This is a genomic window from Alloscardovia criceti DSM 17774, assembly GCF_000376885.1.
Lineage (GTDB): Bacteria > Actinomycetota > Actinomycetes > Actinomycetales > Bifidobacteriaceae > Alloscardovia > Alloscardovia criceti.
On sequence record NZ_AQXR01000007.1, the window covers coordinates 18,551 to 44,226 of the forward strand.

Genomic DNA, 25,676 nt, shown 5'->3' on the forward strand with positions numbered 1-25,676 from the left:
CTAGCGTGCAGGGTGTGCATAGCCTTGCGTTCTAGCTTGTTTATTACACTGGCTAGCATGAAAACTCTCTTAGTCACCGGTGGAGCTGGCTTTATTGGTTCGAATTTTGTGAGGTACTCTAGGGCGCATTATCCTCAGACTCACCTTATCGTGCTGGACGCCTTGACTTATGCGGGAAATCTGAGCAATATTGCAGATTTGCTCAGCGACACGACGGATACTCGCTCGGGAGTGGAATTTATCCACGCTTCTATCAATGATCCAGTTGTGGTGGATGCTGTGATGCAACGTGTGGATGCAGTCGTGCATTTTGCCGCCGAGTCGCACAATGACCGTGCTATTGAGCAGCCTACGATTTTCTATGAAACAAACGTCATGGGCACGCTGAACTTGCTTCAAGCGGCCCAGAAATATGGTGTGAGATTCCATCACATTTCTACGGATGAGGTTTATGGCGATACGCCGCTGGATTCTACGGAAAAATTTACGGAAACTTCGCCCTACAAGCCATCTTCACCGTATGCCGCTTCGAAAGCAGCCTCCGATCACATGGTGCGCGCATGGGTGAGGACTTATGGGCTGCGTGCCACGATTTCTAATTGTTCCAATAATTACGGTGCTTATCAACATATCGAGAAATTTATCCCGCGCGCGGTTACGAACGCCTTGAGCGGTTTGCCTATGAAACTGTACGGCGATGGGCTGGCGGTGCGGGACTGGATACACGTGGATGATCAGTGCAGTGCCATTTGGGCCATCCTAGAGCGTGGTAAACCTGGTGAAACGTACCTTGTGGGCGCAGACCGTGCGACGAGCAATATCGATGTGGCCCGCATGATTTCAGACACGATCGATGTGGAACGCGAGCACTTGCAGGTAATTGTGGACCAGGAAATCCCCGATGTGCACATAACGCATGTGCGCAATCGTTTGGGTGCAGATCGCCGCTATGCCTTGAATGCTTCCAAAATTCAGCACGAATTGGGCTGGAAGCCGCAAAAGACGGATTTTGCCGAAGAATTAAAGGAAACTATTTATTGGTACGCACGGCACGCGGCGTGGTGGCAATCCTTAAAAACGGAGGTGGAGCAAGCATATGCACGCTCCGGTCAGTAGCCCAAACATATCTGAAATCGATACCTCATCTACGCTAAAATTAGCAGGGATCGTAAGAAATATGAGGAGTTTATGGCTAAGCAGGCACATAAAAAGAGCACGATGAAATCTTCTACGAAAGACAAGCTGCGCGTAGGATTCCTATGGTTCCTCGCCGCGGTGCTCACCGTGGCATTGGCGGTGACGGTGACGAAACTCGTGCAATGGCAGCAGGCCGTCAAAGTCGCTCAAACCGAGCAATCACAGATGTTTGCAAGCTATGATTTTGATCCGGGATACATTATTTCGGACAATCAATTTTTTGATTCCGACGCTATGACAGCTGCGGAAGTTCAAACCTTTCTTGAAGAGCAGGGCGAGAATTGCTCGGGCGAGTTATGTTTGAAAAATCTTACCGTGGATGTGCAGTCCCGGGATGCCAGCGATGAATGTGCAGCCTACGAAGCGCCCTCCTCGGGCAAAGCCACAGCGGCAGAAGTTATCAATGCCTCCGCGCGTGCTTGTGGCATCAGCCAAAAAGTCTTAATTACCATTTTGCAAAAAGAGCAAAATCTCATCGGACGCTCCAGCGTCACCCAAGATCAGCTGGACAAAGCTCTCGGTCTGTCCTGCCCAGATACAGCCGAGTGTGATGAAAACTTTGCAGGGTTCTTCAATCAAGTCTACGGCGCAGCCGAGCGTTTCAAGTACTACCTCAACCACGAATCCCGCTACAATTTCCACGCCGGAGACCTCAACTCCGTGCGCTTCTCACCAGATGAAAGCTGCGGGGCAAGTGACGTGTACATTTACAACAACGCCACCGCCGTACTCTACATCTACACGCCGTATCAGCCAAACAAGGCCGCGCTGGAGGCGGGCGTAGGCGAGGGCGATGCCTGCTCCTCCTATGGAAACCGCAACTTCTCCATCATCTACACCAGCTACTTCGGCTCGCCCACGAAGTACTAAGCAGTCATGCAAGGCAGCACACCATGCGTAAGAAAAAAGTCAGCATTACCGATGTAGCGCGTAGCAGCGCCGTATCCGTAAGCACCGTTTCCTACGTGATGAACGGCAAACGGAGCATTAGTGAGGAAACGAAAAAGCGCGTTATTGATGCCGCAAAATCACTCGGGTATGTGCCCAAAAATCATGCGCGAGCGCTCGAGCTGGGTTTAGGTGAAGCCCGTTATCACCGCGACACCAAGGTGCTGGCGCTTAGCTCTCCCGTGCGCCCCTATACGGATTACACCAATTATGCTGTCTTCTTCTTTGCTTTGGCTCAGCGCGCTCGCCGGTATGGCTACGACATTCTGCTGCTTATGCATGAAAGCGGTGATGAGGAGCTCTTCCGTGTGGTCAATAATCACATGGTCGACGGTATCCTCTTGCTGGACGTTTTGCTTGCAGACTCACGTGCTGATATAGCCAAGAATTTACCCGTGCCCGTCGTGGCGGTGGGGTATCCCAACAATACGGAGCATATTTGGTCTACCGATATCGATTTTGAAAAGGCTGGACGCGATGCCATCGATAAGGCGCACGTTTTCGGACATCGCACAGTCGCTATTGTAGGCGGTTTGAATGATGCCTTCGATGATGGCTCGAATTATCTGGTTCGTTTCCGCGATGCTGCTATTAAACACGGCTCGGACTTGGGCATAAGCGTGGTGTGCCGCACTGTGCAAGAAAGCAGTATGGAAGAAATCGAAAAAGGCCTGGGAGATTTACTCGACAGCCAGGCGCGGCCCACATTGATTATCTGGCAAGGAAGTACAGTGGGTGCAGGCATGCTGGAGGAAGCACTGTATAAGCGGGGCTTGAAAGTACCGCAGGATCTTTCCTTGATGGCAGCCTGTACTTTTGGTGTATCGCGTATCCCGCATCCTATGAATGAATATCCGTTAGACGCCACCGTTACTGCGAAAAGTGGCGTAGATATGATGATCGAAATTCTCGAAGGAAAGCGAGACGACGTAGGCGCCGTGGAGTTACTGCCGTCTAAATATGTGAATGTGGGCACGTTAGGGCCTGCGCCGCAAGGCTAAAAACCTCGCTCGGCTTAGTTAAGACTTTTAACAAACTGTCGAAATTTGTCGAAATTTTCTTGATTGCCTGTGACCCCACTCACTATTCTTAAATTGCACAGGGTAGATGTTCATTCGACGACGAAGAGATCTGCCTATTCAATCTCAATGATGGTGTTGAAGGGAAAAGAAAATGAAGGCTCTCCATAAAGTACTTGCAGCGGGCGTAGCCGTTGCATCCTTAATTTCCTTAGCCGCGTGTGGCTCTTCCGAGGTTGCTCAGGAAGAAAATCCTACGACCTTGAAGATCTGGCACTACGAAGAATCCAGCGGTGCGCAGGGTAAGGCTTGGGATAAAGCAATTGAACTTTTCGAAGAAAAATATGGCGTTAAGGTGGAATTCGAAAAGAAGTCTTTCGAGCAGATTCGCCAGAACGCTTCACAAATTCTGAATTCTGACGAAGCTCCAGACGTCATGGAGTACAACAAGGGCAACGCTACCGCTGGTTTGCTCGCAAGCCAAGGATTGCTCACCAACCTCGATGATTACGTCAAGGAGTACAACTGGGATAGTAAGATCAGCGGAAGCTTGGCAGCTACGGGAAAGTATGATGACAAGGGCATTATGGGTTCCGGTAACTGGTATGGCATTACCAACTACGGTGAAGACGTCGTCATGTACTACAACAAGGACATGTTTGACAAGTACGGCATCGAAATCCCAACTACCTACGATGAGCTCGTGTCTGCTATGCAGAAGTTCGTGGACAACGGTGTAACCCCATTGTCCGAAGGCGTGGCTGAGTATCCACTGCAGCACCTGTGGTGGCAACTGGCTTTGAGCAAGGCAGATGACAGCTTTATCAACGCTTACGAAATGTATGACGGCGATGTGGACTGGCAGGGCACCGAGCTGACCTACGCTACCCAAACCATTAAGGATTGGGTCGACAAGGGCTACATTTCCAAGGACTCCACTGGTGTGAAGGCCGAAGATGCAGGTCAGGCATTCATGGCGGGCACCTATCCAATGTTCTTCTCCGGTACCTGGTGGTTCGGACGCTTCCAGACTGAAATGGCGGATACCAACTGGACCTTCTCCACATTCCCAGACAGTAAGAAGGTCGTCGGATCTTCCGGAAACATCTGGGTCGTACCAGAGCGCTCCGCACGCAAGGACTTGGCTGCCAAGTTCATCGATATCACCTTGAGCCCAGAAGTGCAGAACTTGATGGGTAACTCCGGCGGCCTGCCAATTGCGGCGGATCCAGATGCCATCACCGACGAAAAGTCTAAGGAACTGATTACCTCCTTCAATACAGTTCTGGAAAACGACGGATTGGGCTTCTACCCAGACTGGCCAACCTCCACCTTCTACGATGAGTTGAATGCTTCCTTGCAGGAGCTCGTCAATGGAACGGCGGATGTCACCACCACCTTGAATCAGATGAAGGATAACTACGACAAGGGCGTAGAATCCGCGGGTGTCAAGGAATAGCACCGTAAGTTAAGGAAGACTTACGAAGCATAACGAAAAATCATAATTTCTGCTGGAGTGTGAGGTGAGTGCACACGTCAGGAGCCTCACACTTCAGCAGAAACCCACTCAATCTTTTTATCTTTCATAATTAATCGCACAATTGAGGTCGTGTAAATCTCTCCATCGTCCGAAATTCTCACGGGGAAACACTACTCAACATTCGACATAAAGCGCACCATACAGACTTTGCGAAGGGCAGGGCGCCCTTGGCTTCCTCTCGTGCGTTCAAAATAGCTCACTTTGGAGTGAATTATGAGAAAAACAACGCAAAAGCCTGCAGGCAAACCAAGCGGGGCTTCACGCATTCCGGGCAGCCCGTCCAATAGATTCTGGCTGTACCTCATTCCGGGATTCCTGATGCTGCTGTGGATTATCGTCATCCCCGCTGTATGGAATATATATTTAAGCTTCACCAATTATCGTGGCATTCGTCCTCCACAGTGGGCGGGGCTGAAGAATTGGCAGAAATTAATGACGGATGCCACCTTCTGGGTGTCGTTTAGAAATTCCATCTGGATGATTATCGCCATGGTGATTATCCCAATTCTCATTGGTCTGGTCTTGTCCTCGCTCATGTTTGACGTGGTACAAAAGAAGTTCGGAGCTAAGGCCGCCTCGACCTTCCGTGCAGTATACTACTTCCCACAGCTCCTGCCGATTTCCGTGGCGGCGCTGGTTATGGGATGGATTTTCCGCCCAGAAAATGGCGCGCTCAACGCTGTACTGAAAGCTATAGGCCTCGGAAATCTCCAACACGACTGGATCGGCAAGCCAGACACCGCGCTCATCTTCCTCATGTTGATCATGATCTGGATCCAAATCGGCTACCCACTGATTATCTTCATGTCCGGCCTGCAGCGCGTAGATCCAGAACTCTACGAGGCAGCCAGCCTAGACGGCGCAAACTGGTGGCAGCGATTTATTGCCATCACCTTGCCATCTATTCGTCCTGAAATCTTCGTCGTGGCGTTGACTTGCACCATCGCAGCCTTGAAGGTCTTCGGACCGGTCTACATGCTGACACGCGGCGGTCCGGGTACCTCCACCATCGTGCCTTCATACTACTCATACACGCAGTTCTTCCAGGCACAGCAGGTGGGTTACGGTGCAGCCATTGCTACCGCTTTGACCATCGTCGTTGTCATCGTATCGATTATCTTCACCACCCTTCAGGAGAAGGTGGCTAAAGAGGACGAGGAGTAATCATGGCTTCGAGTGTAAAAACTATGAAAACCGTATCAAAAGCGGGTTATCACACACGCAAGATCCGCACAGCCGGCGACTGGGTCGTGCTCGCACTGCTCATTATCGGTGGATTGGTGATGCTCTTCCCATTCATCGTGCTGCTGCTCAATGCCTTCAAAACGACGGCGCAATACAACAGCTCAGGTCCGTTAAGCTGGCCAACCGAACTGCAATTCGATGGTCTGATGAACTTCTGGAAGCGCGTCAATTATCCAGAAAAACTCTGGAACAGCATCTGGACCTCCGGCCTGGTAGCAGTACTCGCCGTGATTCTCTCCATGTTTAACGCATTTGCATTGGGCATCGGCCGAGTCAAGGGCCGCCGCTGGATCATCTTGCTCATCATGCTAGCCAATATGCTGCCACAGGAAGCCATGCTGTACCCGCTGTACATCATGTTTAAGCAGATTGGTCTGTACAACTCCCCATGGGCCATCGTCATCATCTTTACGGTGATTCAAAGCGCCTTCGGTACCTATCTGCTCTCCAGCGTGTATGGCACCTTCCCGCCGGCCATTTTGGAAGCAGCCACCATCGATGGTGCGAGCAGGTGGACCATCTTTACCAAGATAGTCTTCCCAATTTCGAAGCCAACCCTGTCCGTCATGCTTGTGTTCTTCTTCATCTGGACCTGGAATGAATACATGATTCCTATGGCATTCCTCATCGACAACAAGAGCCAGACCATCCCAATTGCCGTGGCGTCCTTGTCCGGCGATCGTCTGATGGATGTGACCACCATCGCAGCCGCATCGCTGATTAGTATCTTGCCAACGTTGGTGTTCTACCTCATCTTCCAGCGCACCTTGGCTCGTGGTATTACCACCGGTGCAGTGAAGTAACCGGTGCTGTGAAATAAACGGCGCAGTGCGGTACGAAATCGGCACAGTACAACGTTTCAACCTCCCCTACGGCTATGCATGCTTGGGCATTTCGGGTGTCTTACGAAGAAGTGTCTAGGGATATGCTGAGCATGCATAGCCACAATTATGCGAAAGAACAATCATGAAATTTACAAATGGATACTGGCTACTGCGAGATGGCGTAGAAGCCCTGTACGCTCGCGAAGCCTACGAACTCCACGCACATCCAGAAACAGAAAGCATCAACATTCTGGCGCCAACCGCGCGCATTACGGATCGTGCAAATACGCTAAATCTTCCAACTTTTGATGTGGATATCACCTCCCCAGCTGAAGGTATCATCCGCGTGCGCACCCAGCATTGGCGCGGTGCCACGCAATACCCAGGTTTTGACATCCACGCAGACACTGCCACAAATCGCGACTATATCGAGGTCTCCAGTGAGGGTGAAGGCGATGGCGAAATTGGTGAAGACGGCGCTAGCATCAGTCTGCGTTCCGGCAAGCTCAGCGCAAAGGTCGTCAAGGGTAGCCCTTGGAATTTGGTGTTTGAAGCAGAGGGCAAGGAATTAACACGTTCCTTTGGCAAGTCGCTGGCGCGTTACAAGCTACGCCCAGATGCAGCCGTATCCGCTCAGCCAGTTGGCGAATTTGGCGTCAGCATGGACGGCAAGGCCTACGACGAATCCGACGTATTCTCCGCCATTCAACTGCACCTGAGTGTGGGCGAGCAGGTCTACGGCTTCGGTGAGCGCTTTGGCACGTATGTGAAGAATGGTCAGAGCATTGATATTTGGAATGAGGATGGCGGCACGGCGTCCGAGCAGGGGTATAAGGATATTCCGTTCTATATGACCTCGCGTGGCTATGGTGTGCTGGTGAATAATCGCGGTCATGTTTCCTATGAAGTGGGTAGCGAAAATACAGAGGCTGTACAGTTCTCGGTGCCCGGTGAGGGGCTGGATTTCTTTGTAATTTATGGACCAACGCCGAAGGAAATTCTGTCGCGCTATACCGCATTGGTGGGGCGTCCGTCGAATGTGCCGGCGTGGACCTATGGCCTGTGGCTGACCACGTCGTTCACGACGAAATATGATGAGAAGACGATTACGAGCTTTGTGGATGGTATGGCGCAGCGCAATATTCCGCTGAGTGCTTTCCATTATGACTGCTACTGGATGCGTGAATTCCAGTGGACGGATTTTGAGTTTGATAAGCGTTTCTTCGGTGATATCGAGGATGTGGAAAATACGTTGCACAGGTTGCATGAGGAGAAGGGTCTGCATATCTGCGCGTGGATCAATCCGTATCTAGGTCAGCACGGTGCGGCCTTCGATGAAGCACTGGAGAAGGGCTATTTGGTAAAGAAGGCCAATGGTGAGGTCTGGCAGACGGATCTGTGGCAGGCGGGTATGGGCTTGGTCGATTTTACGAATCCGGATGCACGTCAGTGGTTTAAGGATAAGGTTAAGGGTCTGCTGCATCACGGTGTGGATGCGATCAAGACCGATTTTGGTGAGCGCATTCCTCGCGATGTGGTGTGGTTTGATGGTTCGCCGAAGCTGTCTATGCATAATTGGTACACCCAGCTGTACAACCAAACCGTGTTTGAGGCTTTGGAAGAGACCTACGGCGAGGGCAATGCATGCTTGTATGCGCGTTCAGCCACGGTTGGTGGCCAGATGCAGCCGGTGCACTGGGGTGGTGACTGCGAATCTACCTTTAATGGTATGGCTCAAACGCTACGTGCAGGCTTGTCTATTACGAGCTCGGGCTTTGGATTCTGGAGCCACGACATCGGTGGATTTGAGGGCGCATTCCCAGATCCTGCCGTCTACAAACGCTGGGTAGCTTTCGGTATGCTGGGCTCACATTCGCGTTTGCATGGCTCTACTGTCTACCGTGTGCCATGGCTTTTCGATGAAGAAGATGAGAAGAATGGCGTGCGCAATCCAGCAGGCCAGACGGCTGTGGATGTTTTGCGTCAGTTTACCTTGCTCAAGCTGTCCTTGATGCCGTATGTGTATGAAACTGGCTTGCAGCCACATGCTCAGGGCATCCCGGTTATGCGTTCGATGTTCTTGGAATTCCCAGACGATCCAACCTCGCGCACGCTCGACAAGCAATACATGTTTGGCTCCTCCTTCCTCGTGGCCCCAGTCTTTGGCTACGACGGCAATGTGGAGTACTTCTTACCAGCGGGCACCTGGGCGAACTGGCTGACGGGTGAAAAGGTGAGCAGCGCCAGCGGCGTATGGCGTCGCGAACATCACGACTTCGACAGCATTCCACTGTGGGTGCGCGATGGAAGCCTTATCGTATCCCAGCCGGAAGCTACCAGCCCAGTGTACGAGTATGCGAAAGATGCCCTCGTGTCTGTATTCCTCGACCAGGTGGATGCAGCCGAAGCTCAGGTCAGCGATCCAGAGCATCCTGCGGTCGTCTTCACTGCGCGCAAGGCCGCAGACGGCAGTATTACCGTCAGTAGTTCGGATGGTCGCGACTTTAGCGCTCGCCTGGGTTCTACAGGTGACATTGTTGCTTCACAGGCAGGAGAAGTCACGCTGAACGCCTCAGTCGACTAACCGCCTCAACCTAGGCGCACAGGTACACAAGTACACAGTTACACTTCGCAGTTTGTCGAATGGCTGCGATCTATCAGGAATCCCCACAAGGCTGTATCGGTTTCACGTTGAGTCTCTATAACGTGTGCCGGTACAGCCTTTTCTGTTTTTTCGTAGCAAGCCTCTCGTAGCGGTTATCGAAAACTTCGAAGAAAATTCAGCAAAATCGAAAATAATTCACGAAAATCCCATGAAAATACAGGGGGAGTGAGATGGCACACAGTTTAGCAATATGCAAGTGGTATGTTGTAGTTAATTTACCGTCAATGCCTGAGAAAGACGCAGTTTGCCATGCAGATGGATACAGCACAACTCAACCATGCCCTGGGAGCCTTGCAAGGCCTTGCTTTAGGAGATGCGCTGGGTATGCCCACGCAAAGTATGAGTCATGAGCAGATTCTCAGCGCGTATGGGGACATCACAACGCTACGTGATGCGGTGGCTGAGCAGCCTATCGCCCCGTCCATGCCCGCCGGATCTGTCACCGACGACACCGAACAAGCCCTGCTCGTAGCCGATCTCCTCGTAAAGGGCGAGGGGCACATCGATGCTCTGGCGTTAGCGCACACACTGCTGGCCTGGGAAGACGACATGATCCGCCGCGGCTCCCATGATTTGCTGGGGCCGTCCACGAAATATGCCTTGGAGCAGATTCGCGCCGGTGCAGATAGTCGCACTACGGGCAGGACCGGCACCACAAACGGAGCAGCTATGCGTGTGACTCCTGTGGGCATAGCGCACAGTGTGCAGCGTGATGTACACGCCTTTGCAGGCTTTGTGCACGAGTCCTGCAAGGTGACGCACAATACCGTGCACGGTTTTAGTGCAGCCGCCCTCGTCGCTAGTGCCGTCAGTCTTGGCGCGGAGGGTGCAAGCGTACAGGAAGCACTTTCGGGAGCACTGCGCAGTGTAGAGGCCATGAGCACGGATATTGCGCGCTTTGACTGCGCATGGAGTGCAAAAGCCGATGTACTCACCCGCGTGAAAAAAGCTCTCGAGATGGCAGAAAACATCGCAGAGGAGGAGACATTCTTCCATACACTGCGTTGGGAATGCGGTACATCCGTGGAATCCAACGAATCTGTGCCGGCCGCCTTCGCTCTCGCATGGAGATATAACGAGCGGCCGTTCGACGCTTTATGCACGGCGGCTACGCTCGGCGGTGATACAGATACGATTGGCGCTATGTGCGGTGCCATGCTCGGCGCCTGCTGTGGTACGAGCGCGTGGCCAGTTTGCGAAGTGGAGAGAATGCAGGTCGTGTCGGGTCTCCATCTCGCAGACAAGGCGAGTGCGCTGCTTCCTTTGCGAACGCTATAAGCAGGTGGCGAAGTTTTCTGAGATTTCAGCGTTTCACAAGCGTGCATATGCCTGCTTGTGGAGCGTTACAGAGAGAAAGATGAAGAGATGCCATGCGTAGGCGTGGTGAAGGAGAAAATGATGGCTGAAGAGAATTCCTCTCGTATGCTCACGAAAGTGGAGCAGCGTGGGCTGGAGCCAGTGCCAGATGATCAGCGCAATGGTACACCTGGACAGTTGTTTTGGGTGTGGTTTGCGGCCAATATTTCTATTCTGGGCATTCCACTAGGTGCGACCTTGGTGTCCTTGGGGCTGAACGTGTGGCAGGCGATTATCGTTACGGCTATCGGGTCCTTTGGTTCCTTTGCTTTGGTGGGTGTGATTTCTGTGGCGGGCCGCCGCGGAGGTGCGCCGTCGCTCGGGTTGTCGCGTGCGATTTTTGGTGTGCGGGGAAATATTGGCCCGTCGATTGTGGCGTTGATTAGTCGGCTCGGCTGGGAGACAGTCAATACGATTACGGGTGCCTTCGCTTTGCTGTCCCTGAATGCGATTATTTTCGGCACGTCGGTGGAGGCAAAAGAGGCACCGTTGCTGATTTTGTCGTTTATTTTGATTTTCGTGGTCTTAACCGTGGTCGTAGCCGTAGCTGGACACGCCTTTATCCTGAAAATTCAAAAATGGGCAACATGGATTTTTGGTGCCTTAACCTTGCTGGTGGCCGGATACTTGGCAGCAACCGTGGATTGGTCACAGGTTATGGCCGCTCAGCCCGGTCCGCTGAGTGCCGTGCTTATCGGCATCGGCACCATTGCAGCCGGTACGGGTATCGGCTGGGTCAATTCTGGTGCGGATATGGCGCGATACCAAAAGAAGAGCGTCAGCGCTAGCTCCCTAATCTGGACTGCTGCGGCAGGTGCGGGCATTCCTCTGCTGATTGTCATTACCGTGGGCTCTATACTGACAACCGGTGGTTCGGATATTGCCACCGCTTCGGATCCTGTCATCGCTGTGCGCGATCAACTGCCAGCTTGGGTATCCGTGCCGTACCTGATTTCCGCCTTTGCAGGTTTGCTGATGTGCAATAGTCAATCTGTGTACTCGGCAGGTCTCGCTACGTTGGCTACAGGTATTCGCATTCCACGTACCTACGCTGTTGTTATTGACGTACTGGTCACCACCACAGCTGCCGTGTACTTTACACTCGGATTCGATGGCTTCTACGGACCATTCATCACTTTTATTTCCTTGCTGTCCGTGCCTCTCGCCGCTTGGACAGGCACCTTCCTGGTGGATATGATCGGCAGGCACACCTACGATGGCGAATCGCTCATAGATCTCAGTCCAAGCTCACGCTACTGGTATACCGGTGGCGTAAATATCCCAGGCTTCCTCAGCTGGATCATCCCATCCATCATCGGTTACCTCTTCGTCACCGCGCGCGTATCCTCGGATGTGGTGTGGTTCTCGGGGCCGCTCGCGCACACCTTTATCGGTGAAAACGGCCTGGCATGGCTCATTACCATCCTCCTCAGTGGCGCTATGTATGCGCTTCTGGGTGGTGCAAAGTCAAAGAATGACGGGCAAACACAGGCATGAGCACGCGAAAGGAAGGACGTTTCCTGCATCTCGGGCAGGTCATAGTGGATTTTGCGCTCACTGTAGATCACTTGCCTGAACGCGGCGGAGATATTTTCGCCAACCGAGCTCAATTCAGCGCAGGCGGCGGATACAACGTGCTCTATGCCGCTCGCCAGATGGGCGCAGACAGCTACTATGTGGGCGCAACGGGTGATGGGCCTATGGCCGACATCGCTCGAACAGCGCTCCATGACATGGGCGTACACAGCATAGGCTGTCAGATTCCTGGTGTAGATACCGGCATCAGCATTGCCATGACCGAGCCGGATGGCGAGCGCAGCTTCGTCTCCACACGTGGCGCAGAAACCATGGTTCCTCACGATTTTTACGCCACGCTCGACGTCACGGACGCAGACATCGTATATCTTTCTGGCTACTCTTTCAGTCATGTCGATAATCGCACCGCTTTAGAGGCCTTCGCTCATGCGCATGCAGACCGCACAGGCGTCACCGTGCTAGACATCGGCCCGATGGTGAAATCCATCCCGGATCAGAGCCTGCGTGCCATCGCGCTGCTCCATCCTTTCTGGTCGGTGAACGAACGCGAAAGCGCGCTGCTGTGTGAGCGTTTCCACCTCGACAAAAGCGACGACTATGCGGCGCGCTGTCAGCTCCTCGCCGAGCACCTCAAGACGCAGTTCCTGCTGCGTGCAGGAGCTCAAGGCGCATGGTACTGCGATGGGCGAGCAGAAGCTACACCCGCTCAAGTACTGTATATTCCTACGCCGCAGGTCATCCCCGTCGATACGAATGGGGCAGGAGACGCGCATACTGGCGTACTGTGTGCGGCACTGCTCGAAGGATTGCCACTGCGCACAGCCTTGCTTATGGCTAACTGTGCCGGCGCGTTATCCACCCAGCAGCACGGTCCAGCCACCTGTCCCGACCGCGCACACATCGAGGAGATATGCGCGAAAATCGAGCAGCATTAAATCCTCTCCGCAGCTTGAATTCGTCGACCTGCACGAGTATCCTTAGATAGTTGTTGTGCGCCTCAACTGAGGCTGCCTGAAACGAGGTACGTCACAACATTTCGAGTAAACACATTCTCCTGTCACAGAAGGTCTGTGGCCGATTAGTCCGAAGGAGGTGGGTGATGTCTGCTCATAAGTATGAACTCATGCTCATTGCTGATCCAGAAATGGACGAACGCGCAGTGAAGAAGTTGGTCGACACCTATCTGGAAACTGTCACCAACGAAAAGGGCACCGTTGACAATATCGACGTATGGGGCCGTCGCAAGTTGGCTTACGAAATCGAAGGTAAGACCGAAGGTAACTACGCTGTAGTGAACTACACCGCTGAACCTGCAACAAGCGACGAACTTGATCGTTTGCTGAATCTTAACGAATCCATCGTTCGCACGAAGATTCTTCGTACCGACGCTGAGTAATTCGCTCGCGCTGAAGCATTCTTCAACGCATCAATTACACAAAAGTAAACGTAAAACTTTAGATTTTACTATCGGATAACGGAGTACATCATGGCTGGAGAAACGCTCATCACCGTAGTGGGAAATCTCACTGCAGACCCAGAATTGCGCACCACAGGAAACGGCGGCAAGGTAGTGAACTTCACCATTGCTTCCACTCCTCGTACTTACAACCGCAATTCCGGTCAATTCGAAGATGGCGAAACGCTTTTCATGCGTTGCTCATGCTGGGATTCCCAGTACACCACCATGGCCAGCAATATCGCACAGTCCCTCACCAAGGGCATGCGCGTTATCGCACAAGGTAATTTGACCCAGCGCTCCTACCAGACCCAGTCTGGCGAATCGCGCACCGTCGTCGAATTACGCGTCACCGAAGTGGGACCATCCTTACTGCGTGCCACTGCATCCGTCAACCGCATTTCCAACCCTAACGGGGGAAACTTCTCCGGTAACAACGGCGGATACAACGCAGGAAACGCACAGTTTAATAATGGCGGATTCCAGGGCGGAGCCTCAGCTCCAAACTACTCCAACGGTGCCGGCGCATCTGCACAGCAGAGTGCAACCTCCGCACCATCCACCGATCCATGGAGCGCCTCCGATGACGGTTCATCCTCATTCGGCAGCAACGCCAGCTTTGGCGGATCCGCTGATTTCGGTTCCGAAGAAATTCCATTCTAACCTGCGTAAAATCTAAAGTTAATTTTTAAAGGAGTGTGACATGTCACGCAAAAGGCCTCAGCCACCAGTAAAGCCTTTCAAGAAAAAGCCAAACCCATTGAAGGCTGCAAAGATTACCGAAATTGATTACAAGGACGTTGCATTGCTGCGCAAGTTCATCTCTGACCGCGGCAAGATTCGTTCCCGTCGTATTACCGGTGTTACCGTACAGGAACAGCGTAAGATCGCACGCGCTATCAAGAACGCACGCGAAATGGCTTTGCTTCCTTACGCAACCAACGGTCGCTAAAGGAAAGAGGAAATTACCATGGCAAAGAACACTAAGGTTATTCTTCTCGACTCCGTAAACGGTTTGGGACAGTCCGGTGACGTAGTAGAAGTTTCTGCAGGTTACGCACGCAACTTCCTCATCCCACAGGGCGTCGCATTCGCATGGACCAAGGGTGCAGCAGCACAGATCGAGCAGATGAAGCGTGCTCGCCGTGCACAGGCTCTTGCTTCCCGCGAGGATGCCGTGGCCGCTAAGGCAGCCATCGACGGAACCACCGTAGAAATTTCTGCAAAGGTTTCCGAATCCGGCAAGCTCTTCGGTGCTATCGCAGCTCCAGAAGTTGCAGCAGCACTCAAGGCACAGGGCACTGCAGTATCTGCAAAGGCTATTACCGTAGCAAACATCAAGACTACAGGCGATTTCGCCGCAACCGTACAGTTGCATCCAGAAATCTCCGCACAGTTCACCGTCAAGGTTGTAGCAGAGTAGTCTTGCACCTTCTGCACATGCAGAACACATCAAGATAATCTTGATAATTTTGACAAAACCGGCTATTTCTTCACCACGTGTAGAACACGTAGAAAGAAGTAGCCGGTTTTTCTTTGCGCACACACTGAAAACACGCTGAAAATTCTGAAGAATTCTTGTGCAGGAATACTGAGGAAAAAAGCAAACCCACACGGGAAAGAGTTAAATAAGCAGAATGAAGAATCTTATCGCACAAATCGCAAAATTCGGTATCGTCGGCGTCATCGCAGCCGTATTAGACTTTAGTATCCTCAACCTCCTCGTGGCCCTCTTCCACATGAACGCCACCGTAGCAGGCACCATTTCATTCGCTCTGTCTTTGATCTTTAATTACGTGGCCAGCATGAAATACGTCTTCGTCCACCGCGAAGACATGGCACGCTGGATGGAAATGCTCATCTTCATCGTATCCTCCGTCATCGGATTGCTCATTAATATCCTGATCCTGTGGATTTCCACAAACCCAATCCTGCCAGCCGGAGCACAACCAGGTGACACCACCTACGCCCTGTATGCCAACGGAGGAAAAATCGTCGCCACCATCGTGGTCGCCGTTTGGAACTTCGTCATCCGTAAATGGCTCCTCGACGCGCCAAAGGACGGACAGATTGACCCTAATTCCTTCTCTCACAAACTCGGCGCCTGGTCGTTACGCATAGGAAAGTAGAATAGAACTAGCAAACAGGTATACAAGGAGGATTACCGTGCCAGTTATTCACACACACGTCAGCGTACACACCACACCTGAGCAGCGCGAAGCCTTAAAAACAGCCTATGGCAAGGCCATCACCGCACTGCCAGGCAAATCCGAAGGCTGGCTCATGTGCCCCTTCGAAGACAATATGCCTATCTATTTCGGCGGTGATGACTCCCAGCCTGCTGCATACGTCGAAGTCAACGCCTTCGGGCACGCTGCAGCACCACGCGCAGCATGGGAAAGCTTAAGCGCACAGATCATGCCGGCACTGGAATCCGTACTGGGTATCCCGCAAAACCGCGTGTATATCCGCTATACCATGACCGAAGACTGGGGTTGGAACGGATCCAACTTCTAAAACCTTAGCTCTGTAAGTTAAGCTCGATGGGGAGGACGCGCATGGAAAACGTAGAAAATACCGCCGACAACGTGTGGAAAGTCGATAATGCGACACCACAAGCACAGTACACCACCGTGCACCTCGTGCGTCACGGCGAAGTGCACAACCCAGAACGCGTAATCTATGAACGCATCCCGGGCTTCCACCTCTCCGAACGCGGCGAACGCATGGCACACGTCACCGGCCAGTACCTCGCACGCCAAGACTGGGCAAAAAACACGCCCGTCATCTTTTCCTCCCCACTGGACCGTACCATCGACACAGTCACGGCCATCGTCAAAGAACTCGGCTTACTGGGCAAACACACCAAGCTCTCCGACATCGTGACCACAGACGCACGCATCATCGAAGCCAGCAACGAGTTTCGAGGAAAACGCGTCGGATACGGCGAGGGGGCTCTCTGGAAAAACGGAAACTGGAAACTGCTCACCAATATCTGGCGACCAAGCTGGGGAGAATCCTACCAAGAACTGGCAGACCGCGTCCAAGATTTCGTCTTCGAAAAAGTCGATGAATTTCCCGGCCAACACGTCATCGCTGTCTCCCACGAATCGCCAATTTGGTCCTTTAGACATCGACTGGAAACAGGCCATGCAGAGCATCTCATGACCCTGCGCCACACCGCCTTGGCCTCTGTGACGTCCTTCACCATCGAAGTAGGCACCCATAAGCTCGTCAGCATCGAGTACGCCGACCCCGCTGCGGATGTGCGATAAAATGAAAGAACGTGAACGATTTCGTTCAGCTCGACGAGGAGAACAATGAAAAATTTCACACACAACCTGTCACACGATGTACTGGATGCGGCACAGGAAGCCGCAGAAAATCTCGAAAGCCTCTGGCCGCTCACCGACGCTCAACAACTCGATAACGACGTCCACTTTGGCGACAACCTACAAGTGCGCCAAACCTTCGAAATAGCAAAACTCATCCTCGGCCTCGGCACACCGGAAGAACAAGACCTCACCATTGCCGACGCCGAATACGTATTTGAAGGCGCAGAAGACATCCCAGGACGCGATCAAACCCTCGTAGACGCGCTTCTCGCAGCAAATGACGCCTACGAACAAGCACACGAGCTTCAAGACGACTTCAGTGCCGTCAACGTGGCACAAACCGCCGCCTGTGTGGCGGCCGGAGGAGCTATTTCCGCAGACATAGACAACGCCGACGACATCATCGACACCTACCTCGATGCAGCAGACGATGCCGAAGCCGAAGGTGACAACGAAGACGATGTGGAAAACGTCGCCCGCGCATTTACGCTCGGCTACGAACTCGCCACGGACATCGCCCAACAATCCGAAGACCCCATCAGCGCAGCCTCCCTCATGGTGCTCATCGCCAACGAATACCTCGACTACGTGGACACACCACGCATCTTCGTCTCCGCCGAGCAGCTTACTGCCGTCTACGATGCGCAAGTCGATGATGCAGCTCTAGAATCGCTTATCGCCACGGCCTCGCAACATTGGAATTATCGCCACGATGAAATCCTATGGGATAAAGACGAAGCCAAGCGCCAAGCCAAGGCCGAAGACGAGCGTAAGAGCAAGGCAGCCTTAGCCGCCAAGTTTGCGCACATTCAGGACGACCCACACAAAGAAGAAGTCGAACTATAGCGCGAAGCTATCCAGGTGCAACAATTCATCTAAACAATTCAGGGGTGAGCATGCTGTGTGCTCACCCCTGAACTATGTTTATCGAGAACGCGTATTACTGCTGTCGGTAGGGCGCATAGGGATTTGCGTTGTACGAATGAGGAGTCGGGTCAGCAGGATACTGCTGGTACGGCGGATACTGCATAGGGTAAGCAGGTTGCACTGACTGTGTAGGCGTGACCGCTTGAGGGGAAAAATACGGCTGTTGGTAAACCGGCATGTGCATCGCCGGAGTAGACATGGCAGGGTTCGGTAAGCCGGCGCCAGGGATGACTGCATAACGCACTTGCATAGCGTCAAAGCGCACGCCAGCATCCACGCTCTCTTTCGTCATAAAGTAGAAGAATGCCGTAACGCTGAAAATCGAAAACCCGATAAGAAGCACAGCAAAAAGCCACAACACAAGCGTTGATGCGGCAAAGGATGACGATCCAGAAAATTGGGACATATCAAAATTCTGCTCACCCTGCACGAAGATGTCTTGCATCCCAACGACTAAGCCAATTCCCGCAAAAACCAACGCCGCAATCACCGCAATACCACTGCCCAGCAGCAGCAACCACAGCCACTTGCCCGACAAATTCACATCATGCATGCGACGGCACGCCGCAGAAAGCCACGGCACAAAGCACACCAGATGTACGAGGGACACGAGAGTGCTCGTGGTATCCGACACCGCAAACAGATAACCGATGACGTTCAAGCATATCAGTATCGCCCAAATAAAAACCTGAGGCCACCAAAACTCACTGCGCGAAGCGCGACCCGAGAATTTCGCATACTTTTTAAAGAATCGCACCACAGCCTGAACGGGACTCGCGCCGTAAAACGGCTGATCCAGCGGAGGCTCACCCATCCATGGAGCATACATCACCGTTACCATCACGCCTCCTTGACTGTTTTGTAGCGACTGCGCTGTAAGATGCTCTGCCGCATTGGCTCCGCATTCGAGCGGTCGTTCTTCTTGTAAATATACTCCTCGCAGATAGAAACCTGCATTAATCAATGCTATCTTCTGCAGGATCGCCCAACAGTACACGCTCAACGCCCACAATAACGAGCATAACAATGCCCGTCATCACCACGATAGACAAAGTCGCTGCCCACACTAAAGGCGCCTGGAAGGTGTTGTACGCAGACTGCAAGAAAATACCAATGCCTCTGCGACTACCCATATATTCCGCCGTCGCAGCGGTGGCAAAAATATACGTGCCCGCAATGCGAATGCCGCTAAAAATCTGACGTGCCGCCACGCGAATCTGCACATGCCACAAGGTCCATGTCGCAGTAGCACCACAAGTCAGAGCCACATCCGCAAAATAACGCGGCACCGCGCGCAGCCCGCGCGAAGTCTGAATAGCAATAGGGAAGACGGAAAATAGTGCCACCAGCACAATTTTCCCCACCTCATCAAAGCCAAACCACCACAGGAAAAACGGCGTAATCGCTATCAGCGGCAAGGTCTGAGCAGCCGTCAGCAGGGGCAGAAAAGCCGTATTGGCAAGGCGCGATAAATACAGCAGTACGCCGATAATAATGCCGATGACGATGGCAATGCCAAAGCCCCACAATGCCTCATACGTCGTTACCGAAAGCTGTGCAATAAGCACATCCCAATTCAGCACCACGGCCTGCCACACCAGACTAGGCGAAGCAAAAATCCTGGCGGCATCCGGATTCACATGAGCAGAAATTTCCCAAAAAATACCCACCAGCACCACCACAACACAGGTGGGAGCAAGATGAGAAAAAATCTTTCCAAACATACGACGAGATGAATTCTTCTGCGCATTAAAAGACGCAAAATCCGAGCCAGAAACGGCTCCCTGCGTTTTGTTCATACAGCCTCCTACCTACAATAGTCCCTATGACACAAGACACTGTAACTGATTTGAATTCTTCAGCAGTTCAGGATAAAGATGCAAAGCCTGAATTGCCTGAAAACGTTCGCGTGCGTTTCTGCCCATCACCAACGGGCACACCACACGTGGGCATGGTGCGTACAGCATTATTTAACTGGGCTGAAGCACGTCACACCCATGGCACATTTGTATTTCGTATCGAGGATACCGATGCTCAGCGCGATTCGCAAGAATCCTACGAGCAGATCCTCGAAGCGCTGCGTTGGCTGGGCTTGGACTGGGATGAGGGCATCGATGTCGGCGGTCCACACGGCCCATACCGTCAAAGCGAACGCACCGCAATCTACAAGGATGTAGCAGCAAAACTTCTCGAAGCAGGATACGCTTACGAATCCTTCTCCACCTCCGAAGAAATCGAAGAGCGCAACCGCGCAGTTGGACGTCCAGCTGCATTCGGCTACGACGGATACGATCGCAACCTCACCGAAGAGCAGAAGGCGGCCTTCCGCGCCGAAGGACGTAAGCCAGCCTTGCGCATCAAAATGCCGGATGAAAACATCAGCTTTAACGATTTAATCCGTGGCACTATCGAATTCAAAGCAGGTAGCGTCCCAGATTACGTCATCGTGCGTCCAAATGGTGACCCACTCTACACGCTGACCAATCCAGTTGACGATGCCATGATGGATATCAACGTGGTACTGCGCGGCGAAGACCTGCTCAGCTCCACACCACGCCAAATTGTGCTCTACCGTTACCTCATCGAACTGGGCATTGCTCAGCAGGTGCCGCTGTTTGGCCATATGCCATACGTGATGGGCGAGGGCAAGAAGAAGCTGTCCAAGCGTGACCCAGAGTCCAACTTGTTCCTCCATCGTGAAAACGGCTTCATTCGCGAAGGTCTGCTCAACTATTTGGCAGGCTTGGGCTGGTCCATTTCTGCCGACCGTGACGTCTTCACCATGGATGAAATGGTGGAAAACTTCGACGTGCGCGATGTGAAGGCAAACCCAGCACACTTCGACCTCGACAAGGCCATCGCCATCAACGCTGAGCATATCCGCATGCTCGAGCCAGATGACTTCCTGCGCCGCAGCATCCCATATCTCTACAAGGATGGAGCAGTTAGTGCCGAGCAGTGGGACGAGCTCACCGACCGCGAACGCAGCATTTTGAACGCATCCGTCGAACTCGTTCAGCCACGCGTGCGCTTACTGGGTGAAGTTTCCGGCATGGTAGGAAGCTTGCTGTCCACTGAAGAATACATCGAGCCGGAAGCCGATGCGCGCAAGCAGCTCAAGGATTCCGCAGCCGAGGTGCTTGACTTGGCTGCGGCAACCATGCAAGAAATCCCAGCCGAAGAATTCAAGGCTGAACATGTACACGAAACCCTCACCAAGGCATTGGTAGAAGACAAGGGCATCAAACCACGTCTCGCCTTCGGTCCAGTACGCGTTGCCGTGTCCGGACGCCGCGTTTCTCCGCCATTATTTGAGTCCATGGAGATCCTTGGAAAAGATCTCAGCATAGCGCGACTCGCCGAGTTGCGTAAGCACCTCGCATAGTGTATCGTAGTTATCCGTTGCTCTAACAAGGCCTGATTTAGTGGAGGCTAAGAAGGAGTAGCGGATAATTGAATGCCCCCATCGTCTAGCGGTCTAGGACGTCGCCCTCTCACGGCGGTAACATGGGTTCAAATCCCATTGGGGGTACGAAGTGCCTTTCACAGTGCGCATGCGCGCGTAAAGACACGCCATATTGGGATATGGTGTAATTGGCAACACAGCTGATTCTGGTTCAGCCGTTCTTGGTTCGAGTCCAGGTATCCCAGCTTTTTAAGCCTCTCGAAGTTCTTCGAGGGGCTTTTTGTTTGCTTGCCCGCTAGTGATGAGGCGCACTATTTCGGTAAAGATTTTTACACTCGTAATCTGTCTGCCGTATGCTTAAACCATGACTGAGCACACAAGCGAACACTCGGATACACAAAGCAGTGAACTATCCCTTCATAACACCCTCGAAGACACTCTCGAAACAGCACGCAAAGATATGCACAAAATGGAAAAAGCCGTAGGAAAAACGCTCCACGAAGCTCAGGTGCGCAGTCGCACGTCCGAGCATGTCTCTGCACGCAGTCGCGGCGCATCCTCCACCTCCGTATCCGCACGCTTGGGACAGCTCCAATTCCATGCTTCCGGAAAATTCAGAGTGCTGCAAGTCAGCGACATTCAAACGGGGCCAAAGGTCTCCAAAGATACGGTACGTCTAATCGCCGCCGCTTGTGATGCTGCCCGCCCCGATATCGTCATCTTCACGGGCAACCAGATTGCCGGCTATGATAGCGCCTACACATCCACCTTCGTCAAGCGCCGCTGGACGCCCAAACGCACCACAGTATCTCCCGAAGATAAAGAAGCTACAAAACAACTCGTGCGTGGAAGTCTCGCCCAATTCTTGAAACCGCTGGTGGATAGAGCCATTCCGTTTGCAGTGACGTTCGGCAATCATGATTTTCAATGCGGTTTAAGCCTTGAAGAGATGGTGGAACTGTATCGCGAATTCCCTGGCTGCACAAATCCAACGGCCGCCAGCGCTCAGGCAGTAGAGCTGTTAGCCAATCAAAAAATCTACGCATCCAGCGAGCCAGGCACCTTCGCCTTGCCTGTACGCGACCAATACAACGAAAAAAATCTCATCGGACTGACTCTTGTGAATTCTGGAGATTACGCCCCAGAAGGCGGATACGCCAGTCCGAGCGTGGTGGCGATGAAATTCTTGAAAACCGCGGCGCGTGACATGAATGTGCGTGCCATGGCGTTCCAACACATGCCTGTGCACAAGTTCTATCAGCTACTCACGGCCGTGCCCGCCACGACGGTGAACGCCATCCAAGGATACCGTTCCTTTGAAAATCAAAGTTTCGTACTCGATGAAACCAAAACCTACGCGGGAAGTTATCTGGGGGAAGGCATTAGTTGTCCAGACAAAGACAGCGGCGAATTTCGATGCCTGCAAGATCATAATTATTTTGCACTGGCAGCTGGGCACGATCACAGGAATGCCTTGGCTGGGGTAGTGGAGGGAATGGTGCTGGCCTCCACACCGACCGCAGGATTCAACACCTACGGCCCTGCACCCGAGAGGCGGGGCGTGCGATTATTTGAATTCGATATCCGCCATCCGTACGAGCCGCGCACGCAGCTTTTGGAATTTGGTGAACTGGTGGGCAAACCTTCGGGCAATAAGGCTTATGCGCTAGCCAGCACATACATCCCGAACAACACAGGCGAAGCCATTAATTTGCTACGCAAGCCGAAAGTATTGGCCAGTGTAGCAGCTGTTTTGGCGGGCATGGTATCGCTGTTTACCTTCTGGAGAAAGAGAAAATAGCGGCAAAAGTGTGTGCATGGGGTGCACACATACATCGCGGATAAAACACGGGTGGGGGAAGAACGCACAATAACGTTCTTCCCCCACCCTTATGAGCAGCACAGTATGTGAAGCGCCGTCCGAAGCGCCGCTAAAATTTACGCAACCTGTGCGCGCGACATAGCATCGCTTAAATACTTGCCCGCCTTCATCACGAGGGGCGCATAATGACGACCTGGAGAAATGCCCATGCGATCCACCGGGCCGGAAATAGAAATAGCGGCAATCACATGGCCGGATGCATTGCGAATAGGAGCGGAAACGGAGCACACACCCTTTTCGCGCTCGTTAATAGACTCGCTCCAGCCGCGACGGCGCACGGTATTTAAGGTTTGAGCCGTAAACTGCGCATGGCGCAAACCCTGATGTAAGTGTTCGCTATCTTCCCACGCCAAAAGAATATGCGCCGCGGAGCCTGCTTCCATGGACAGCATAGCGCCCACAGGAATGGAATCGTGCAAACCACTGGCGCGCTCAACCGCCGCAATGCACACGCGCTGGTCGCCCTGACGGCGGTAAATCTGCGCAGATTCGCCTGTATGCTCAAGAAGAGTCTGCAAAATAGGCTCTGCCTGAGTAAGCAAACGATCTTCACCAGCAATAGACGCAAGCTCTGCAAAACGCGAGCCCACCGTAAAACGCCCCTGCTGGTCTCGAGAAATGAAACGATGACGTTCCAAAGCAATAGCCAAACGGTGAGTCGTTGGACGTGCCAAGCCGGTCTCGTTCACTAATTGGGCAAGGGAACAGGGTTCCTTCTCCAAGGTGTCCAAAATAAGGGCGGCTTTATCTAGCACGCCTACGCCGGACTTCACCATTTCCGGCTTTTTACGGTTAGGGGTCGCATTGTGGATACTGATTTGCTCTTCTGTCATAACAGAATTATGTCATCTCAATATGTGACATGCAAACGCGGACACTTCGTTCGTGTCGCGACAATAGGAACATGGGTAAAACAATGGCAGAAAAAGTATGGGAAGATCATATGGTCCGCCGTGGTGAAAATGGCGCCCCTGATCTCATCTACATCGATTTACAACTGATGCATGAAGTCACCAGTCCCCAGGCTTTTGAGGGACTGCGATTGGCTGGTCGCAAGCTGCGTCACACTGAGTTGACCCTGGCCACAGAAGACCACAACACACCAACTTTTAACATTCATCAGGTGTCTCCGGATGAAACCAGCGCCAAGCAGATTTCCACCCTCGAGGCAAACTGCAAAGAGTTCGGCGTACGCCTTCATCCGCTGGGAGATGCCGATCAAGGCATCGTCCACGCCATGGGACCACAGTTGGGCGTTACCCAGCCGGGCATGACCATCGTCTGTGGCGACTCGCACACCTCCACACACGGAGCTTTCGGCGCGCTAGCTTTCGGCATTGGTACGTCCGAGGTGGAGCATGTGATGGCCACCCAAACCTTAAGCCTCAAGCCGTTTAAAACCATGGCTATCAACGTTGAGGGCGAACTGCCGCCGGACGTGACATCGAAGGATATCATCTTGGCAATCATCGCCAAAATCGGCATTGGTGGCGGACAAGGCTATGTGTTCGAATACCGCGGCGAAGCCATCCGCAAGCTGTCTATGGAAGCGCGCATGACCATTTGCAATATGTCCATTGAAGGCGGTGCGCGCGCCGGCATGATTGCGCCCGATGAAACCACCTTTGAGTATCTCAAGGACAAGCCGCATGCTCCGAAAGGTGAAATGTGGGACAAGGCGGTCGCATACTGGAAGTCACTAGTAACCGACGATGATGCCGTATTTGACAAGGAAATTACCTTGCGCGCAGACGAACTCTCACCCTTTGTCACGTGGGGTACGAACCCGGGCCAGGGCATTCCGCTCAATGACCGTGTGCCTGCGCCAGAAGATTTCGCAGACCCATCCGACAAGGCTGCCGCCCAATCTGCACTGGACTACATGGGACTCAAAGCCGGCACACCGATGCGCGATATCGCGGTAGATACGGTATTTATCGGCTCGTGCACCAATGGCCGCATCGAAGACCTGCGCGCCGCCGCCGCCATTATGAAGGGCCGCCACAAAGCAGAAAACCTGCACCGTGTCCTCGTCGTGCCCGCCTCCTCACGTGCGCGACTGCAGGCCGAAAAGGAAGGCTTGGATAAAATCTTCCTCGACTTTGGCGCAGAATGGCGCAACGCGGGCTGCTCCATGTGCTTGGGCATGAATCAAGACCAAATGGTGGCACACGAGCGTGCCGTATCCACCTCCAACCGCAATTTTGAAGGCCGCCAAGGCAAGGGAAGCCGCACACACTTGGCATCCCCACTGGTAGCAGCAGCCACCGCAGTGCGTGGAACGATTAGCTCTCCGAGCGATTTAGAACCACTGCACGCCGTAGCAGGTCGATAAGCGAA

At 52.9% G+C, this 25,676-nt stretch carries 24 protein-coding genes and 2 tRNA genes; 23 read left to right on the plus strand and 3 right to left on the minus strand.

The features are described 5' to 3' along the window. Positions 1 to 57: 57 nt before the first annotated feature. From rfbB to D570_RS0101085, 18 genes are all read left to right on the plus strand, one after another. Positions 58 to 1,116, plus strand: a complete 1,059-nt coding sequence (gene rfbB / locus D570_RS0101000; RefSeq protein ID WP_026181744.1) for a dTDP-glucose 4,6-dehydratase — start codon at positions 58 to 60, stop codon at positions 1,114 to 1,116. A 72-nt stretch (positions 1,117 to 1,188) separates the two neighbouring features. Next, a complete protein-coding gene (locus tag D570_RS0101005; protein WP_018142543.1) occupies positions 1,189 to 2,067 on the plus strand; it encodes a hypothetical protein in 879 nt (292 codons plus the stop codon). A 23-nt stretch (positions 2,068 to 2,090) separates the two neighbouring features. Further along, positions 2,091 to 3,146 carry a LacI family DNA-binding transcriptional regulator gene (locus D570_RS0101010; RefSeq protein ID WP_018142544.1) on the plus strand — a complete coding sequence of 352 codons (1,056 nt, stop codon included), beginning with the start codon at positions 2,091 to 2,093 and terminating at the stop codon, positions 3,144 to 3,146. 172 nt (positions 3,147 to 3,318) lie between these two features. Continuing rightward, the gene (locus tag D570_RS0101015) at positions 3,319 to 4,623 is read left to right on the plus strand and encodes an ABC transporter substrate-binding protein (protein WP_018142545.1); all 1,305 of its coding nucleotides are present in this window, start codon (positions 3,319 to 3,321) and stop codon (positions 4,621 to 4,623) included. A 294-nt stretch (positions 4,624 to 4,917) separates the two neighbouring features. Next, the gene (locus D570_RS0101020; protein ID WP_018142546.1) at positions 4,918 to 5,868 is read left to right on the plus strand and encodes a carbohydrate ABC transporter permease; all 951 of its coding nucleotides are present in this window, start codon (positions 4,918 to 4,920) and stop codon (positions 5,866 to 5,868) included. A 2-nt stretch (positions 5,869 to 5,870) separates the two neighbouring features. Beyond that, complete coding sequence (locus D570_RS0101025) at positions 5,871 to 6,752, plus strand: carbohydrate ABC transporter permease (protein WP_018142547.1); 882 nt, start codon at positions 5,871 to 5,873, stop codon at positions 6,750 to 6,752. A gap of 163 nt (positions 6,753 to 6,915) precedes the next feature. Further along, positions 6,916 to 9,357, plus strand: a complete 2,442-nt coding sequence (gene yicI / locus D570_RS0101030) for an alpha-xylosidase (protein WP_018142548.1) — start codon at positions 6,916 to 6,918, stop codon at positions 9,355 to 9,357. A gap of 336 nt (positions 9,358 to 9,693) precedes the next feature. Beyond that, positions 9,694 to 10,716 carry an ADP-ribosylglycohydrolase family protein gene (locus tag D570_RS0101035; protein ID WP_156812193.1) on the plus strand — a complete coding sequence of 341 codons (1,023 nt, stop codon included), beginning with the start codon at positions 9,694 to 9,696 and terminating at the stop codon, positions 10,714 to 10,716. A gap of 120 nt (positions 10,717 to 10,836) precedes the next feature. Further along, the gene (locus D570_RS0101040; protein WP_018142550.1) at positions 10,837 to 12,291 is read left to right on the plus strand and encodes a purine-cytosine permease family protein; all 1,455 of its coding nucleotides are present in this window, start codon (positions 10,837 to 10,839) and stop codon (positions 12,289 to 12,291) included. Continuing rightward, positions 12,288 to 13,265, plus strand: coding sequence for a PfkB family carbohydrate kinase (locus tag D570_RS0101045; RefSeq protein ID WP_018142551.1), 978 nt, complete (start codon positions 12,288 to 12,290; stop codon positions 13,263 to 13,265). Before D570_RS0101040 ends, D570_RS0101045 begins: the two co-directional genes overlap by 4 nt. A 164-nt stretch (positions 13,266 to 13,429) precedes the next feature. Further along, positions 13,430 to 13,726 (plus strand): 30S ribosomal protein S6, encoded by a 297-nt coding sequence (rpsF, locus tag D570_RS0101050; protein ID WP_018142552.1) that lies wholly within the window; start codon positions 13,430 to 13,432, stop codon positions 13,724 to 13,726. 90 nt (positions 13,727 to 13,816) lie between these two features. Continuing rightward, the gene (locus tag D570_RS0101055; RefSeq protein WP_018142553.1) at positions 13,817 to 14,449 is read left to right on the plus strand and encodes a single-stranded DNA-binding protein; all 633 of its coding nucleotides are present in this window, start codon (positions 13,817 to 13,819) and stop codon (positions 14,447 to 14,449) included. A 40-nt stretch (positions 14,450 to 14,489) separates the two neighbouring features. After that, entirely contained in the window at positions 14,490 to 14,738 is a 249-nt protein-coding gene (gene rpsR, locus D570_RS0101060; protein WP_018142554.1) for a 30S ribosomal protein S18, read from the plus strand. Positions 14,739 to 14,756: 18 nt separating this feature from the next. Next, positions 14,757 to 15,209, plus strand: coding sequence for a 50S ribosomal protein L9 (rplI, locus tag D570_RS0101065; RefSeq protein WP_018142555.1), 453 nt, complete (start codon positions 14,757 to 14,759; stop codon positions 15,207 to 15,209). Positions 15,210 to 15,423: 214 nt separating this feature from the next. Continuing rightward, positions 15,424 to 15,915: a GtrA family protein gene (locus D570_RS0101070; protein ID WP_018142556.1), complete on the plus strand. Its 492-nt coding sequence runs from the start codon at positions 15,424 to 15,426 to the stop codon at positions 15,913 to 15,915. A 37-nt stretch (positions 15,916 to 15,952) separates the two neighbouring features. Continuing rightward, the gene (locus tag D570_RS0101075; protein WP_018142557.1) at positions 15,953 to 16,303 is read left to right on the plus strand and encodes a phenylpyruvate tautomerase MIF-related protein; all 351 of its coding nucleotides are present in this window, start codon (positions 15,953 to 15,955) and stop codon (positions 16,301 to 16,303) included. A 41-nt stretch (positions 16,304 to 16,344) separates the two neighbouring features. Beyond that, positions 16,345 to 17,061 carry a histidine phosphatase family protein gene (locus D570_RS0101080; RefSeq protein ID WP_018142558.1) on the plus strand — a complete coding sequence of 239 codons (717 nt, stop codon included), beginning with the start codon at positions 16,345 to 16,347 and terminating at the stop codon, positions 17,059 to 17,061. 45 nt (positions 17,062 to 17,106) lie between these two features. Next, the gene (locus D570_RS0101085) at positions 17,107 to 17,967 is read left to right on the plus strand and encodes a hypothetical protein (protein WP_018142559.1); all 861 of its coding nucleotides are present in this window, start codon (positions 17,107 to 17,109) and stop codon (positions 17,965 to 17,967) included. A 94-nt stretch (positions 17,968 to 18,061) separates the two neighbouring features. On the opposite strand, the gene D570_RS08965 is transcribed toward D570_RS0101085, so the two are convergent. Both D570_RS08965 and D570_RS0101100 read right to left on the minus strand, forming a co-directional pair. Beyond that, positions 18,062 to 18,889 (minus strand): DUF805 domain-containing protein, encoded by an 828-nt coding sequence (locus D570_RS08965; RefSeq protein WP_018142560.1) that lies wholly within the window; start codon positions 18,887 to 18,889, stop codon positions 18,062 to 18,064. A 115-nt stretch (positions 18,890 to 19,004) separates the two neighbouring features. Continuing rightward, complete coding sequence (locus tag D570_RS0101100; protein ID WP_018142562.1) at positions 19,005 to 19,847, minus strand: ABC transporter permease; 843 nt, start codon at positions 19,845 to 19,847, stop codon at positions 19,005 to 19,007. 26 nt (positions 19,848 to 19,873) lie between these two features. On the opposite strand from D570_RS0101100, the gene gltX reads away from it, so the two are divergent. The 4 genes from gltX to D570_RS0101120 all read left to right on the plus strand — a co-directional run bounded on the left by gltX (position 19,874) and on the right by D570_RS0101120 (position 23,255). Next, complete coding sequence (gene gltX / locus D570_RS0101105) at positions 19,874 to 21,433, plus strand: glutamate--tRNA ligase (RefSeq protein ID WP_018142563.1); 1,560 nt, start codon at positions 19,874 to 19,876, stop codon at positions 21,431 to 21,433. Between the two features lie 74 nt (positions 21,434 to 21,507). Further along, positions 21,508 to 21,580, plus strand: a tRNA-Glu gene (locus D570_RS0101110). A gap of 47 nt (positions 21,581 to 21,627) precedes the next feature. Further along, positions 21,628 to 21,699: transfer RNA gene (locus D570_RS0101115), tRNA-Gln, on the plus strand. Between the two features lie 119 nt (positions 21,700 to 21,818). Then, positions 21,819 to 23,255 (plus strand): metallophosphoesterase, encoded by a 1,437-nt coding sequence (locus D570_RS0101120; protein WP_245531836.1) that lies wholly within the window; start codon positions 21,819 to 21,821, stop codon positions 23,253 to 23,255. Between the two features lie 137 nt (positions 23,256 to 23,392). On the opposite strand, the gene D570_RS0101125 is transcribed toward D570_RS0101120, so the two are convergent. After that, positions 23,393 to 24,169 carry an IclR family transcriptional regulator gene (locus D570_RS0101125; protein WP_018142565.1) on the minus strand — a complete coding sequence of 259 codons (777 nt, stop codon included), beginning with the start codon at positions 24,167 to 24,169 and terminating at the stop codon, positions 23,393 to 23,395. 71 nt (positions 24,170 to 24,240) lie between these two features. On the opposite strand from D570_RS0101125, the gene leuC reads away from it, so the two are divergent. After that, complete coding sequence (leuC, locus tag D570_RS0101130) at positions 24,241 to 25,671, plus strand: 3-isopropylmalate dehydratase large subunit (RefSeq protein ID WP_026181750.1); 1,431 nt, start codon at positions 24,241 to 24,243, stop codon at positions 25,669 to 25,671. Positions 25,672 to 25,676 lie beyond the last annotated feature (5 nt).